This is a genomic window from Flammeovirgaceae bacterium SG7u.111 (assembly GCA_034044135.1).
Classification (GTDB): domain Bacteria; phylum Bacteroidota; class Bacteroidia; order Cytophagales; family Flammeovirgaceae.
Map to the genome: position 1 here is coordinate 4,072,326 of CP139021.1, position 14,686 is coordinate 4,087,011.

The window sequence follows — 14,686 nt, forward strand, 5'->3', positions numbered from 1 at the left end:
ATAACAATCAATATTTTAGTAAAATAAGCTTTGCAGCAGCGTTATTGAACTCCTGTTGCTTGATATCCCAAAATTCATAGCAAAATGATAGAAAGTTTTCTGAACGAAGCCCTTGCGAGCAGGGAAAAAGTTAGCCTACCAGATTTCGGTACCTTCTCAACTGTAGCGTCAAATGCCCAGCTCGATGAGCAAGAGGGGATTTATACACCGCCTCATCGCAAAATAGAATTTGTAGCAGACACGCCCTACACTGATGAGTATTCAGTGGTGAACTACATTGTAGAAAACAGTGCTTATACGAGGGAAGAAGCAGAAGAAGCTGCCCTAGAGCTCAGTAGAAAACTCAAAAGCCAAATAGATACCAGCAACTATGCGGAAATAGAAGGCTTTGGTTATTTCAAGAAAAACGGTCCTGTTGAGGTTGTATCTTTCTATCCTTTTGAAGAATCTACTGAACTACCCGAAAGCTTTGGTCTTCCCAAGTTGAAGGTAAACCCAATAGTTCCGGCAGCTGATACAGCAAAAGGCAAGACGAAGAAAAATGAGGAAAAGATGCTTTGGTGGGTACTTGTTCCTATCATCGTACTTACGGTAGGTGTAATCTATATTTTTGTTAGCCCTACTGCTAAAGATGCCCTATTTGCATACAATCCTTTTGACGGCGAAAAAATCGACTCCGTAGCGAAGGACACCACCCTAAAAGCGGTGAACCCATTGGCATTGCCTAAAGACTCGCTTGACAACAAACCTGATACGGTGATAAAACCTGTAGAAAAAAAACCTGTGGTAAAAGAAGAAGAGCCACAAGAAGGGGATGAATTGATTGTTCAAGAAAGAACAATGAATTACTACTTGGTTGTAGCTAGTTATTCTTCCAAAGAAAATGCATTTAAAGCAGCAAGAAAAGCGATAGAGCAAGGCTACATAGGCACACGAATTGTAGAAGCAAGTGGTGAACGTTATAGGTTGACCATTGGCAACTATCCTACTAAGCCAGAAGCTGATAGAAAAGCAGATGAAGCCAGGAAATATTATAGAAGTATTTGGATTTTCAAATACTAATTTGTTTTACGTTTTTAGTTAAAAACATTTGTTTATTTCAAGGAAATTTATCTACTTGTAATAATTACATTTTGGCAAAAAATGCAACTTTCATTTTTGCCATTGAAATTTAAGATTTTACAAAAACAGCATTTGACAGATATCAATATCTCGAAAAATGCGTTTTTGTTTTTTTAGCAAAGGAATTTTCATAAAAAACCAAATCATCAACTAACCTGACATAAAATGGCATTGTTAGAAATCCAACAAGTAATAGATACGGTAAGTGTTGCCCAAGAAGGGCTTGTAAGTCCTGAGGTTCCCGATTCCATTTCAGTAATGGACTTGGTTATGAAAGGTGGCTGGACCATGGCTATCCTCGGAGCATTGCTGGCTGTAGCCGTCTACGCTCTGGTAGAAAGAATACTCACCTTAAAAAAAGCGAAAGCAGACCCTGAAGAACTGCTCAACAAGGTAAGTGCCTCTGTGATCAAAGGCGATATAGAACAAGCAAAAAAACATTGTGACACGCAAAACACCCCTATGGCGAGGATGCTGTACACGGGCTTGATCCATATTGGATCATCACTCAAAAATATTGAAGCCTCTATAGAAAACGTGGGTAAACTAGAAATCTACCGCCTCGAAAAAAACATCTCTGTTTTGGGTACTATTTCGGGAGCAGCACCTATGATCGGTTTCTTCGGGACTGTAATAGGTATGATCAAAGCGTTTATCTCTATTTCTCAAGAAGAAGGATCTGTTAGTCCAAAACTACTTTCAGCGGGTATCTACGAAGCCATGATCACCACTGCGGGCGGTCTATTTGTAGGTATCTTAGCCTATATCGCTTACAACTATTTGGTGAGACAAGTATCGGATGTAATTCACCGTATGGAGATAACCTCTATCGAATTCATCGATCTACTCCAAAAGCCTAACTAAGACTTTTGTGTTGTTTATTTATAATGCGATGGAAAGCTGAAAAAGCTTTTCTCGCTTCATTTATCAAACAATTATCCCAAAAATTATGGCAGATTTTGGATCAAAAAACAAGGTAGATCCTACCTTCAACATGTCTTCTATGACAGACATGATATTCTTGCTTCTTGTCTTTTTTATGCTTACCTCCAACTTTGTGACGCCTTCGGGCTTACCTATAAGTGTGCCTACTAGCAAAGCCTCGTCGAAGGTGATGCCGAAGGTAAATGTTGGTATAACAAAAGACCTGAAGTACTATGTGAACGAAGTAGAGATTCCATTGGATTTGTTGGAAGAAGAATTGAAGTTCCAACTTGCTGGCCAGGAACAAGGTTCTGTAGTTCTTTCAGTAGATAAAGACGTACCTGTGCAGCATTTGGTAACTGTAGCGGGAATATGTACAAAGCTGAAAGCCAAGGTATCTATCTCTACCAAACCAGAGTAAAAAGGAACTCTGGAAATCAATATTTCGTCTTATTAATAAACAGAAGTCACACATTTTCTACTGGTCTTGTACCTAAATTGTGTGACTTGAGAAAAGACAAACCACAAGCTTATGAGTGATCCTAAAAAAGATGAAAAGCGAAATAAAACAATCGCAGTTGTAGCGACAGTGCTTTTCAATGGAATACTGGCAGCTTTATTAATAATGGCAATAGCCTGGAGGCCGCCAGACCCACCCATCCCTCAGTTTGGGATTGAGGTGAACTTCGGAATGGACGATAGTGGCTCGGGAGATATGCAAAGCCGTGCCCCCGCAAACGAGAACAAAAGTTTGGACGAAGCCAGGCAAGAAGAGCCTACGCCAAAACCTGTACAGCCAGTGCAAACCGCTCCACCAGAACAAGCCGAAACGGAAGAAGTAGTAGACCAAGTAGTGGCTGCTGCTGAAGAAAGTGAAGAATCGGTAGAGGCTGTTCCAGAGGAAAAAGTAAAGCCTAAGGTTGAAGAAAAAGTAACGCCAACCCCAAAAGACGATCCTGTAAAGCAGGTTGAACCTGAGGAAAAGAAGAAAGAAGAAAAACCACAGGTAAACAACGATGCTCTCCTTGGAGGCGGAACTAGCGCTGAAAACAAGGGAAACAGCAACGGAAATTCGGAAAGTATAGGTGACATGGGCGACGAACAAGGTAATGTGAATGCAGAAGCACTAATTGGCTCGAACACGGGCAAAGGAGGTTCTTCATTAGACATGCCGGGCTGGAGCTGGGATGAGCCACCATCGGCAGATGACCAATCGAACATAACGGGGAAAATTATCTTTGAAGTGAAGATTGACGATGCAGGTGAGGTTATTTCTGTAGAAAGGAAGTTTTCGACTATAGCCGATAGAACGGTTATTGCATCTTACAAACAAGCAGTTTACGACCTTACGTTTTCTCAAATGAGCGCATCGGCATCTGCCCCAAGGGTAACCACCGGAAGCATTACGTTTATCATCACGTCCAAATAATAGCAGTACTGCATTGACATACCAAGAAACATTAGATTATATGTATAGCCGCCTGCCCATGTACCAACGGGTGGGCGGTGTTGCTTTTAAGAAGAATCTAGATAATATTTTAGCCCTTTGCGAGCACTTGGGCAACCCTCAACATTCCTTCAGGTCCATTCATGTGGCGGGCACTAATGGAAAGGGCAGCTGTACGCATATGCTCAGCGCTATTTTCCAAGCTTCTGGCTACAAAACTGGGCTATATACTTCTCCACATCTCAAAAGCTTTACAGAGCGAGTAAAAGTAGATGGAAAAGAAATTCTTGAAGAGCAAGTGGTTGATTTCATTGAATCTACCCGATCTATTATAGAGGAAATATCTCCCTCCTTTTTCGAGATTACCGTGGCTATGGCTTTCGATCATTTTGCCAAACAAGAAGTTGACATTGCCATAATAGAAGTTGGCTTGGGCGGCAGGCTAGACTCTACAAATATCCTTTCCCCTCTTGCCTGCCTCATTACCAATATCGGGCTTGACCATACCGACATGCTCGGAGAAACGTTACCCGAAATCGCTTTTGAAAAAGCTGGGATAATAAAGGAAAACACTCCAGTGGTGATCGGAGAAAAGCATCTAGAAACCACCCCGGTTTTTACAGAACAAGCAAGGTTGAAAAATGCTCCCATCACTTTTGCCCAAGACAACATCTCTGTTGAAAGAAACATTGCAGGAGAACTAGCTATTCTTGTGGAAGGAAAGTTTTTACTGGAAAACATCACCCTAGACCTATTGGGAGAGCACCAGATTCACAACCTAAAAGGCGTTGTTTCCTTATTACAGCAGCAACCCATCAGACAAGCCTTCAAGTTAGCTCCAAAAAATACAAAAGTCGCACTTGCCCAAGTTTGCAGTCTCACGGGGCTAAAAGGCAGGTGGCAGAAACTTGGGGGAAATCCCCTGACTTATTGCGATACGGGGCACAATGAGGACGGATTAAAAACAATATTCAAGCAATTGCCCAACTACCAGTTTGAGGAATTGCACCTGGTACTGGGGACAGTGAACGATAAAAAACTGGAAAAAATTTTAGGACTTTTCCCCAAAGAGGCTACCTACTATTTTTGCAAGCCCAACGTACCCCGAGGACTCGATGCTGAAATATTTAAAGAAAAAGCTGGTGAGTACGGACTAAAAGGGCAAACCTACCCTTCCGTAATGGAAGCTTTGCAGGCGGCGAAGGCTAAAGCAAGTGTAAAGGATTTTATATTTGTAGGAGGAAGTACCTTCGTGGTAGCCGAAATCGAAAACCTTTAAGGAGCTATTTTTAATTTAAATTTGTCTTTATTGGTTCATGCCTAATGACTTTGAAGGCTGAATATTTAGACAATTACCCAAACAGCAATACCGATGTTTATTCATAAAATGGGCTGGTTTTTTCAAGACGTAATGTACCCCTCCCTCACTTGGAGAAGGGAAACGGAAGAACCTACAATTTTCCTTACTTTTGACGATGGTCCTATTCCCGAACTCACACCTTTCATCTTGAAAACATTGGAAAAATATGATGCTAAAGCAACTTTTTTTTGCGTGGGAGATAATATCCGCAAGCACCCGAGCATCTTAGAGCAAACCTTAAAGGCAGGACATAGCATTGGTAACCACACCTTCAACCACCTTAACGGTTGGAATACAACTACAAATTTGTATGTTGAAAATGTGTTCAAATGCCAAGAATGGATGGAAAAATACATGGGGAACATTTCAGACAAACTCTTCCGTCCACCAAACGGGCGAATAAGCAAGGCACAGATAAAAGCACTTAAAAGCGAGTTTGAAATAATTATGTGGGAAGTGTTATCAGGCGATTATTCGAGTGCCATTAGCAAGGAAGTATGCCTACAAAAATCTATTTCTCATGCAAAAAACGGCTCCATCATCGTATTTCACGACAATACCAAAGCAAAGAACAACCTTTACCACACTCTTCCACTTTTTATGGAGCATTTCCACCAAAAAGGTTTTCAGTTCAAAAGTTTAAACCTAGGAAACTAACCATTTATAAGCTTCTGCTTTATTATCAAAATAGCGGGTGACAAATTGTTGCCCCTTTCTGGTTTCCATTGCCTGTTCTACCGAAAGCTGGGGAATCAGCTCAGGAGCAACCACCATCCCCACCCTCCGGACACCCGACTTCCACCCCACGGGAAAAACAGTCTCATTCGTCCAATCTTGTAACTTAGGGGAAATGGGGAAAGCAAAGTTGGAATTATCTGCCAATAGGCCACTTGGCTTGTGTACCGCCACTAATTTAGCATAGTTCTCCATGCATTCCGTATAATCTTCTTCCTTCATATATACGGAAGTATCTAGCCAAGTGAAAACAAAAATGTCTTCTTCCAAGGCTATTACCTGAAAGTTGTTTTTCAATAGTACCATTGCGTTTGCAGTTGTAAGTTTAAGATATAAAAAAACAGTCGAAAAATACACCTTACAATAAGAGAGTTAGACATCAAGCAAAGGGATAATTCAAAAATCACACTTTTTTCTTGATTAAATTATAATGGCAAAAATCACCTTTTTTATATGATATTATTTAATTGGGAATACAGCCTCTCTATACTATATTCGCATCAAAGAAATACAGCAAATTATTTTTTAAAAATAAACCTAAAAAATACCATGAAAATCACTGTAGTAGGTGCCGGAAATGTTGGTGCCACCTGTGCTGATGTGTTGGCCGCTAGGGAAATTGGCAACAAAGTAATTCTTGTTGACATCAAAGAAGGTCTTGCAGAAGGTAAAGCGCTTGATATCTGGCAAAAAGCTCCAATTAACCTTTACGATACTAAAACTGTTGGTGTAACCAATGACTATTCTAAAACCGCTGGTTCAGATGTAGTTGTTATCACTTCAGGTCTTCCTCGTAAACCAGGCATGAGCCGTGACGACCTTATTAGCACCAACGCTAACATTGTCAACTCTGTTACTGAAAATATTGTTAAGCACTCTCCTGACGCTATCATCATCATCGTGTCTAACCCGCTTGACGTAATGACATATGTTGCGCACATCAAATCTGGTCTTCCTAGAACTAAAGTGATGGGTATGGCTGGTATCCTTGATACTGCTCGTTACCGTGCTTTCTTGGCAGATGCTATTGGTGTATCTCCAAAAGACATCCAAGCTGTATTGATGGGCGGTCATGGTGACACTATGGTGCCACTTCCTCGCTACACTACTGTAGGAGGTATCCCTGTTACTGAACTTATCGATGCTGAAACGCTTGATGCAATTGTTGAAAGAACGAAGAAAGGTGGTGGTGAGTTAGTAAAACTAATGGGTACTTCAGCTTGGTATGCTCCAGGTTCTGCTGCGGCCCAGATGGTTGAAGCTATCGTAAAAGACCAAAAAAGGGTATTCCCAGTTTGCGTTAAGCTTGAAGGTGAGTACGGAATTGACGGTGTGTACTTAGGTGCTCCAGTTATTCTTGGTAAAAACGGTATCGAAAAAGTGATTGAGCTTGATCTTAACGATGATGAAAAAGCGTTGCTTGAAGAATCTAAAGGTCACGTTAAAGCCGTAATGGACGTATTTGACGCTATGTAATTTGTAGCACTTTCAGATATTATTGAACCTCCACTTCGGTGGAGGTTTTTTTTATGGCTTTCCTCTAAGCAATTTACAACCACTCCCCTAGTGTTTTGCACCTCTAATCAAATTATGCAAGCCAATATAAATTCACTTCCTTATTTTAGCTTCGACATTACTAGAAACTCATATCAAAGGAGAACTACTCCTACATACTTATGATAATAACACAGGCTATGATCAGCTTAAAAAAAACATTCTTACTTTTTTCCTTTGCCCTACTTTGCTATGCAAGCCACGCTCAAGAAAAATGGGACTTGCAAAAATGTATTGATTATGCCATTTCCAACAATCTCGATCTTAGGCTAAGCGAGCTTTCAATTGAGCGAAATGAGGCTACCCTGCAGCAATCGAAGCATGCACGCTATCCAGACCTAAACGGATTTGCCAACCAAAACTACAACTGGGGGCGATCTTTTGATGTGTACACCAACGATGCGGTTACCGCACGTGTACGCTCCAACAACTTTGGGCTGAACAGTAGCGTAACTCTTTTCAATGGATTTAGTATTGCCAATACTATTAAGAGAGATGAAATGACCTTGAAGGCTAGCAAAGCCGACCTCAAGGATTCAGAGTATAACCTCATCATGAATATTGCGACCTTTTACTTGCAAATCATCTTCAACCTCGAGAACCTAGACATAGCCCAACGCCAGCTCGAAAACTCCAATGAGCAAATTACCCGTACCGAAAAGCTTGTAAATGCAGGGGTGTTGCCCGAATCAAACTTGCTCGATCTTCTTTCCCAAAGAGCGACGGACGACTTGCAAGTTGTGAATGCAGAAAACACATTAGCACTATCAATATTGAACCTAAAGCAACTCTTGCAGCTTCCGGCAAGCGAAGAGTTCGAAATTGAAATCCCTGAGCTCCCCGATCCTGAAGAAGCACCAATCATCATGGAATCGGAAGATATTTTCAAAATATCTGAAAGCATCCTTCCCGTAGTAGAAAGTGCCGACCTCAACATTGAAGCATCGGAACTCAGTATTGAAATAGCAAAATCGAACTACTACCCTACCCTTACGCTCAGCGGGGGAATTAACACTTTCTACTCTAGTGCCCAACAGTTTAGGCAACAAGTGATCCCCGGTAGCTTTACCGAGAGTTCTCTTGGGTATTTTTATAATGACAATGGAACTACTTCTCCTGTTTACACCGTTCAGCCCCAGTTCGAACGAATCCCTTTTGGGTTTCAAGACCAGCTTTCCGAAAGTTTGAGGCAATCACTCGGTTTCACGTTGAGGATACCTATTTACAACAAAAACCAAATTAAAACAGGTGTGAGCATCGCCCAAATAAACAGAGAGCAAGCAAGGGTAAGTGCCCAGCGAGTTAGAAACCAGCTAAGGCAAGATATTGAAACAGCTCGACAAAATGTATTGGCAGCAAGCAAAACCTATAACTCTAACAGTAAGAGAGTAGAAGCCCTTCGAGAGACTTATAGAGTTACCAACCAACGCTTTTCGGTAGGAGCTGTAAACTCAACCGAGCTTACCATTGCCAGAAACAATTTGGTAAATGCGGAGTCGGACATGCTTCGCTCAAAATATGATTTTATTTTCCGTTCCAAACTATTGGACTTCCTTATGGGAAAGCCAATCACATTTGATGGAAATTAAGAGTTTTTTCTTTTAGAAAAGTGAAAAAGGCCGCAGTTACCTGCGACCTTTTTCACTTTGTTCTGAGTTTCGTTTGTAGCTTATCCCTGAATAGGAAATATAGAGTTTTTTTCAAACATCTATTTTCCCTTTAGATATTGGCTGGTTTTTCCAGGAAGTTCAATCGTATCATAAGCAAAATCAGATGTCCAGTCAACTTCATGAATGGCAAATCCATCAAAGTATTCGGCAGGTCTGATATCAAAAGCTTTTAAGGTGATTAAAAAACGTTCGATGCCCCCAAAAGGAAAGTTCCCTGTGGAAAACTCAATGAGTCCATCATTTTCGTTTTTCCTTTCAAGGTTATCCAATTCGACTTCAAAAGAAAACTCTAAATAGTTGAATATTTCTGAAGTTTCAAACCCAAAATCTCCAGCCCTTTCATTCTCAAAGCCAACATAAGATCCTAAAAACTGATGTGCATAATCAGGTATGAATTCTTTATAGCGGATTACTTCGGGTTCTTCGAATAATTTGTCAATGACTTCAGTCATTTCCTGATCTGTCAAACTATCCCAATCAATTTCGGGACCATCTTCCTCTTTAAATTTGTAACCAGGCTGCCTTACTTCAACCATATGGTTATATAGTTTTTGAAAATCAATATACTTTGATGGATCCTCTATGTTGAATTTAATGTAAAGCATTTAGTTTGCTGAAAGTTTTAAGCCCTAAGAACGGTTACTTTTTATATACAACATTTCCAAGGGTAATATTGCTTATATATTGCCTTTACTCCCAGAAAAGAGGCAAGACGCTGTATACAGCTTATTTTAGGTCCAATCTTTATATGTCCAATCATTTTTGGTTATAAATTGATGCTCGGAACAATCAAAAACTTCCTGTACATTAAATATTGTCTTTTCTCTACATCCTTTTTCCCACAGAATCATTAAATCATCTTTATTACAAATATTATCGGCTTCAAGTCTCAAATTTTTAAAGCAACTCAATCCGCCAAACATTCCACTACCTACAGGGTGGTAACTAGAATATTTACAACTTAAGCAAGTTTTGATTTGAGCTTTTTGGGGAAGCATCTTTTGAATTTCAACAAGAGCATCTTCAAACCAACCGCAGTTCTTTGTGTTTTGGAATTTTCCGAATTTAGTCTTCAATTCCAAAAACACATTACTTTCTTTTCCAGTAACTATAGATGCATTGAGATTTCCTATAACAGGATCATTATTCCAAATAATAATAATTGGAAAGTCTATTTCTAATTCAAAATTAGTTAAGTCACCTAAACAACTCTCTTGATATTTTTCATATTCAAATTTTTTGTCGTCAACTTTACCCTCTAGCATCTCGAAATCGCTCCCCTCAAATTTAATACCTCTCAACACTAAGTGCATAGTTGTCCCGTCTGAATAAACCTTTGTTTTTTCCTCACCAAACTTGTCTTTATATTTTGCAGCGTATTCTATCATTTGGATAATTATACACAATAGTAAGAAGCTATAATAAATTTGAAGTTGTGTTTCAAAACAGCTTCTAAGACACTTACTTATGCGATCCCAGTTATTTTTTCAGTATAGTTTTGTACTTGAAAATATCTACTGATACACGATAGGTCTCTTCTTTTGTAGAATGGGATGACCTAGGTGGTTGTGTACCACAAACTATGAGGTAAAGTCCACCCTCCCCTAATTCAAGGCAAAATCAACACCTTCCAAGTTCTTAATGTCATTCATAAACTTGGTGGTAGGATCTACCTTGTACTTCCTTGAAAAGAGGTTGACTTTGTAGCTTTTTTCTGGGTCGAATACTTCTACATGCATTTCAACTTCTCCTGAGTTTAAGGTAGCCAGTTCGCAAATATCGGTCACTGTTTGCGGTTGTATTTTGCTCATATCGAGGCTTAGCTTCACCTTGTGGCACATTTTCGCCTTCACCTCGCTCAGCAGTTCTATGGACGACGGGCGGTAATCCCACATGCCTGGGTTCTTGTACTTCTCCTGTACTTTGCCTTTTATGTACACATAAGTACCCACTTGGAGCAGGTTGCTATAATCGTAGTACACACTGCCAAACGCAGGAAACCTGAACGAGCCGTCGTAGTCTTCCACGGTAAAAATAGCGAACTTATTCCCGTTCCTTCCCTCACGAATCATCACATCGGTGATTATGCCTCCGAAGGCTAGCTCTTGGTTTTGGAATTTCTCCAAGTCATCGTTCAACACCCTAATGGAGCGGCAGAAGTTCTGCAGTTCCAAAGCATATTGGTCGAGCGGATGACCAGAAATATAAAAACCGACAACATCTTTCTCATGGCGAAGCTTTAGCGTATCGGGCCAAGGATTGCACTCGGGAAGTTTAGGCTTAGGCATTTCCATTCCCCCGCTGCCCCCAAAGAGGGAAATTTGCGAAGAAGTTTTTTCAGCCTGATGACTGTTGCCGTATTTCACCAATTTTTCTATCCCTGAGCTGTGCTCACCATCTTCTATGTGGAAAAACTGCGCTCGATGCAGCTTGTCTAGCTCATCAAAAGCACCTGCATACGCCAAGCTCTCTAAGGTTTTCTTGTTGACCTGCCTCAGGTTGCATCGCTCTACGAAGTCCCATATATTTTCGAACTTCCCATTTTCCTCCCGCTCCTCTATAATCGCTTCCACGGCCGAGTCGCCCGCACCTTTTATAGCCGCAAGCCCAAAGCGAATATCGCCATCGGAGTTCACACTAAAATCCCTGATAGATTCATTCACATCGGGACCCAGCACCTGCACGCCCATTCGGCGGCACTCTTCCATGAAGAAACTGATCTTGTCGATAGTGCCCATGGAGTGGCTCATTACCGAAGCCATGTATTCGGCAGGGTAATTTGCCTTGAGGTAGCCCGTTTGGTACGCCACTACCGAGTAAGCAGCCGAGTGAGATCGGTTGAAACCGTAGGCCGCAAACTTCTCCATGATGGCAAACACCTCGGACGACTTTTCCTCGTCGATGCCGTGAATTTCCTTCGCCCCTTTCACAAAGACTTCCTTCATCTCTGCCATCACATCGAACTTCTTTTTACCCATCGCCCGTCGGAGAATATCCGCTTTGCCGAGGGAGAAGCCCGCCATAATCTGCGCCGTCTGCATAATTTGCTCTTGGTACACCATAATCCCATTCGAGTAATTCAGAATAGGCTCGAGCAAATCGTGAGGATATTCAATCTCCTCCTTTCCGTGTTTCCTGTCAATGAAGTTCGGGATAAATTGAATAGGACCTGGGCGATAAAGGGCGTTCATCGCAATCAAATCTTCAATATTGTTTGGCTTGAGCTCGCGAAGGTATTTTTGCATACCCGGCGACTCAAACTGGAACGTGCCAATGGTTTCTCCTCGTTGGTACAGCCCAAAAGCGACTTCATCGTCGAGTGGGATCAAATCTGGGTCAATATCAATCCCATGGTTCTTTTTGATCATCACCAAAGCATCGTTAATAATGGTGAGGGTTTTCAAACCCAAAAAGTCCATTTTCAACATGCCTGCATCTTCTACCACTTTCCCATCAAATTGGGTTACGAGTAGGTCGGCATCTTTGGAGGTACACACAGGTATGTATTCCAGCAAATCGTCTGGAGCGATGATGACACCAGCAGCATGGATTCCCGTACCCCTTACCGAGCCTTCCAGCTTGTGGGCAAGTTGCATTACCTCCCCTTTCAAGCCTTTATCGTTTTTCTTTATCTCATCAAGGTCAGGGTTTTCCTTAAAAGCCTTATCGAGCGTAGTTCCCGGTGTATCGGGTACCATTTTGGCAAGAGCGTTGGCTTCGGAAAGTTCTAATTCCAAAGCACGGGCAACATCTTTTATTGACATTTTTGCCGCCATAGTGCCGTAAGTAATAATCTGCGCCACTTGGTTTTTGCCATATTTCTCCACCACCCAATCAATCACCCGCTGCCTACCCCGGTCATCGAAGTCAATATCGATATCAGGCATACTCACCCTTTCTGGGTTCAGGAAACGTTCGAAAAGGAGGTTGTACTTAATAGGATCAATGTTGGTAATTCCCGTGCAAAACGCAACCACCGAGCCAGCTGCCGAACCCCTTCCAGGCCCTACGCTCACGCCCATGTCCCTCGCCGCTTTTATAAAGTCCTGTACAATGAGGAAATAGCCTGGGAAACCCATTTGCTTAATGATCTTCAGTTCAAAGTCAATTCGCTCTTTTGTATCGTCGGAAAGGGGCTGCTCGTAACGGGTTTTTGCCCCTTCGTAAGTTAGGTGGCGAAGGAAATCATTTTGGTCGGTAAACTGCTCGGGCATGGGAAATGCAGGCAGCAGAATATCCCGCTTGAGCTTCAGCGGAGAGCATTTGTCCACCACTTCGTTCACGTTGTGCAGCGCCTCGGGAATGTCGGCAAAAATGGCGTTCATCTCCTCTTGGCTTTTGAAATAATATTCGTCGTTCGGCAAACAATAGCGTGCTTTCCTGCCATTGCCCGTAGGCATACTCATTTGCTTACCTTCCTTAATGCACCAAAGTACATCGTGGGCATGCGAATCTTCCTTTTCGAGGTAATAAACATCGTTAGAAGCAATAAGCTTCACCCCGTACTTTTTGGCAAAACCTATCAGCACCTCATTCACTCGCTGTTCTTCGGGCAAGCCGTGGCGCATCAATTCCACATAAAAATCATCTCCAAACTGTTCATGCCACCATTGGAAAGCTTCCTCGGCTACATGCTCGCCTTCGTTCAAAATGAGCGAGGGAACTTCCCCAAACAAATTGCCCGAAAATGCCATCAGCCCCTCTTTATACTTAATGATCAACTCCTTGCCTATCCTTGGCATTCCTGAATAGAAACCCTCTATGTACCCCAGCGAACTCAGTTTCGAGAGGTTTTTATATCCTTCCTGATGCTTAGCTATCAGTACTTGGTTGAACCGCACATCGGGATTGTCTTTTGTAAATTTCGTTTTGGTATGCTCTTTTGCCACATTGAATTCGCAACCGATTATCACCTTTAGGTCATCGCCCTGCCCGCCTACTGCGTTGAACGCAGCATGGAGGTTGCCATGGTCGGTAAAAGCTACCGCCCTCATCTTCATTTCCCTCGCTTTGGCAAGTACTTTTTTCACCGCAGCCGTGCTCTGCAAAATGGAAAACTGCGAATGCATGTGCAGGTGCGAAAAAGGGATAACCTCAGTAAGTTCATCGGTAGAAACTACTTCTAGGTCGCCACCGTCAGTTTTATCTACTTTGGCAAAGTTCGCCGAATCGAGCTTTGGCTCTTCGTAAACTACCTCTTCTGGAGCAGTACCGTCGTGCGTAGGAACAACCTTCAGCTTCAACAGCTCAAAGAAACATTTGGCATTCGCCGAAACGTCATAAGCGGCATCGTGGGCATCGGCAAACTCAAACCCGAAAAGTTTCTTGTGCAGCTCTATCAGCTTTGGCGGCTTAAACCTACCACGTCCACCCGGCAGTTCGCAGAACTCGGTGGTGTCCTTCATCGTATCCACCTTATCCTTCTCCATTATGGTAGGTGGAAGTTCCTTCCTCACATATTCCGCACCCATAAGCGGAATATCATACCCCACAATGTTGTGACCGATAATCACATCTGCCAGCTCCAAATCTTCGGCAAATTCTTTCAGCACTTCCTCCAGCGGATGCCCTTCCTCTTCGGCTCGTTTGGTAGAAATACCGTGAATTTTTTCCGCATTAAAAGGAATGGTAAAGCCTTCTGGTTTTACGATGATGTTCTTCGCTTTTATCAGCCCACCTTTGTTGTCGTGGAGTTGATAGGCAAGCTGCACCAGTCGAGGCCAGTTGTCCGTGTCGGTGTGCGGGGCATCCCATTTTTTGGGTAAGCCAGTGGTTTCGGTATCAAATATTAAATACATACGAGGACGTAAATGGGTTATGAAGAGGTTTCTACAAAGTGAACCTTCTGTGAAGTTAATGCCCTTCACACTCGCA

The 14,686-nt window shown here is 42.1% G+C and carries 12 protein-coding genes; 8 read left to right on the forward strand and 4 right to left on the reverse strand.

Going from position 1 to position 14,686, the window contains the following annotated elements; all coding sequences use genetic code 11:
• The first annotated feature begins 84 nt into the window (after positions 1-84).
• The 6 genes from R9C00_15925 to R9C00_15950 all read left to right on the forward strand — a co-directional run bounded on the left by R9C00_15925 (position 85) and on the right by R9C00_15950 (position 5,510).
• Positions 85-1,062, forward strand: coding sequence for an SPOR domain-containing protein (locus tag R9C00_15925; GenBank protein WPO33191.1), 978 nt, complete (start codon positions 85-87; stop codon positions 1,060-1,062).
• A gap of 225 nt (positions 1,063-1,287) precedes the next feature.
• Complete coding sequence (locus R9C00_15930) at positions 1,288-1,986, forward strand: MotA/TolQ/ExbB proton channel family protein (GenBank protein WPO33192.1); 699 nt, start codon at positions 1,288-1,290, stop codon at positions 1,984-1,986.
• Positions 1,987-2,071: 85 nt separating this feature from the next.
• Positions 2,072-2,467, forward strand: coding sequence for a biopolymer transporter ExbD (locus tag R9C00_15935; GenBank protein WPO33193.1), 396 nt, complete (start codon positions 2,072-2,074; stop codon positions 2,465-2,467).
• Positions 2,468-2,578: 111 nt separating this feature from the next.
• The gene (locus R9C00_15940; GenBank protein WPO33194.1) at positions 2,579-3,475 is read left to right on the forward strand and encodes a hypothetical protein; all 897 of its coding nucleotides are present in this window, start codon (positions 2,579-2,581) and stop codon (positions 3,473-3,475) included.
• A gap of 13 nt (positions 3,476-3,488) precedes the next feature.
• On the forward strand, positions 3,489-4,772 hold the full coding sequence (locus R9C00_15945; GenBank protein ID WPO33195.1) for a folylpolyglutamate synthase/dihydrofolate synthase family protein: 1,284 nt from the start codon (positions 3,489-3,491) through the stop codon (positions 4,770-4,772).
• Between the two features lie 93 nt (positions 4,773-4,865).
• Positions 4,866-5,510, forward strand: a complete 645-nt coding sequence (locus R9C00_15950) for a polysaccharide deacetylase family protein (GenBank protein WPO33196.1) — start codon at positions 4,866-4,868, stop codon at positions 5,508-5,510.
• Here the strand turns inward: R9C00_15950 and R9C00_15955 are convergent.
• On the reverse strand, positions 5,499-5,894 hold the full coding sequence (locus R9C00_15955) for a hypothetical protein (GenBank protein ID WPO33197.1): 396 nt from the start codon (positions 5,892-5,894) through the stop codon (positions 5,499-5,501). The genes R9C00_15950 and R9C00_15955 overlap by 12 nt on opposite strands.
• A 243-nt stretch (positions 5,895-6,137) precedes the next feature.
• Between R9C00_15955 and mdh the strand changes: the two genes are divergently transcribed.
• Both mdh and R9C00_15965 read left to right on the forward strand, forming a co-directional pair.
• On the forward strand, positions 6,138-7,064 hold the full coding sequence (mdh, locus tag R9C00_15960; GenBank protein WPO38774.1) for a malate dehydrogenase: 927 nt from the start codon (positions 6,138-6,140) through the stop codon (positions 7,062-7,064).
• Between the two features lie 218 nt (positions 7,065-7,282).
• Complete coding sequence (locus tag R9C00_15965) at positions 7,283-8,731, forward strand: TolC family protein (GenBank protein ID WPO33198.1); 1,449 nt, start codon at positions 7,283-7,285, stop codon at positions 8,729-8,731.
• Between the two features lie 119 nt (positions 8,732-8,850).
• On the opposite strand, the gene R9C00_15970 is transcribed toward R9C00_15965, so the two are convergent.
• The 3 genes from R9C00_15970 to dnaE all read right to left on the reverse strand — a co-directional run bounded on the left by R9C00_15970 (position 8,851) and on the right by dnaE (position 14,610).
• Positions 8,851-9,417 (reverse strand): hypothetical protein, encoded by a 567-nt coding sequence (locus R9C00_15970; protein ID WPO33199.1) that lies wholly within the window; start codon positions 9,415-9,417, stop codon positions 8,851-8,853.
• Between the two features lie 126 nt (positions 9,418-9,543).
• Positions 9,544-10,200, reverse strand: coding sequence for a DUF6304 family protein (locus R9C00_15975; protein WPO33200.1), 657 nt, complete (start codon positions 10,198-10,200; stop codon positions 9,544-9,546).
• A gap of 216 nt (positions 10,201-10,416) precedes the next feature.
• Complete coding sequence (dnaE, locus tag R9C00_15980) at positions 10,417-14,610, reverse strand: DNA polymerase III subunit alpha (GenBank protein ID WPO33201.1); 4,194 nt, start codon at positions 14,608-14,610, stop codon at positions 10,417-10,419.
• Positions 14,611-14,686: the final 76 nt, after the last annotated feature.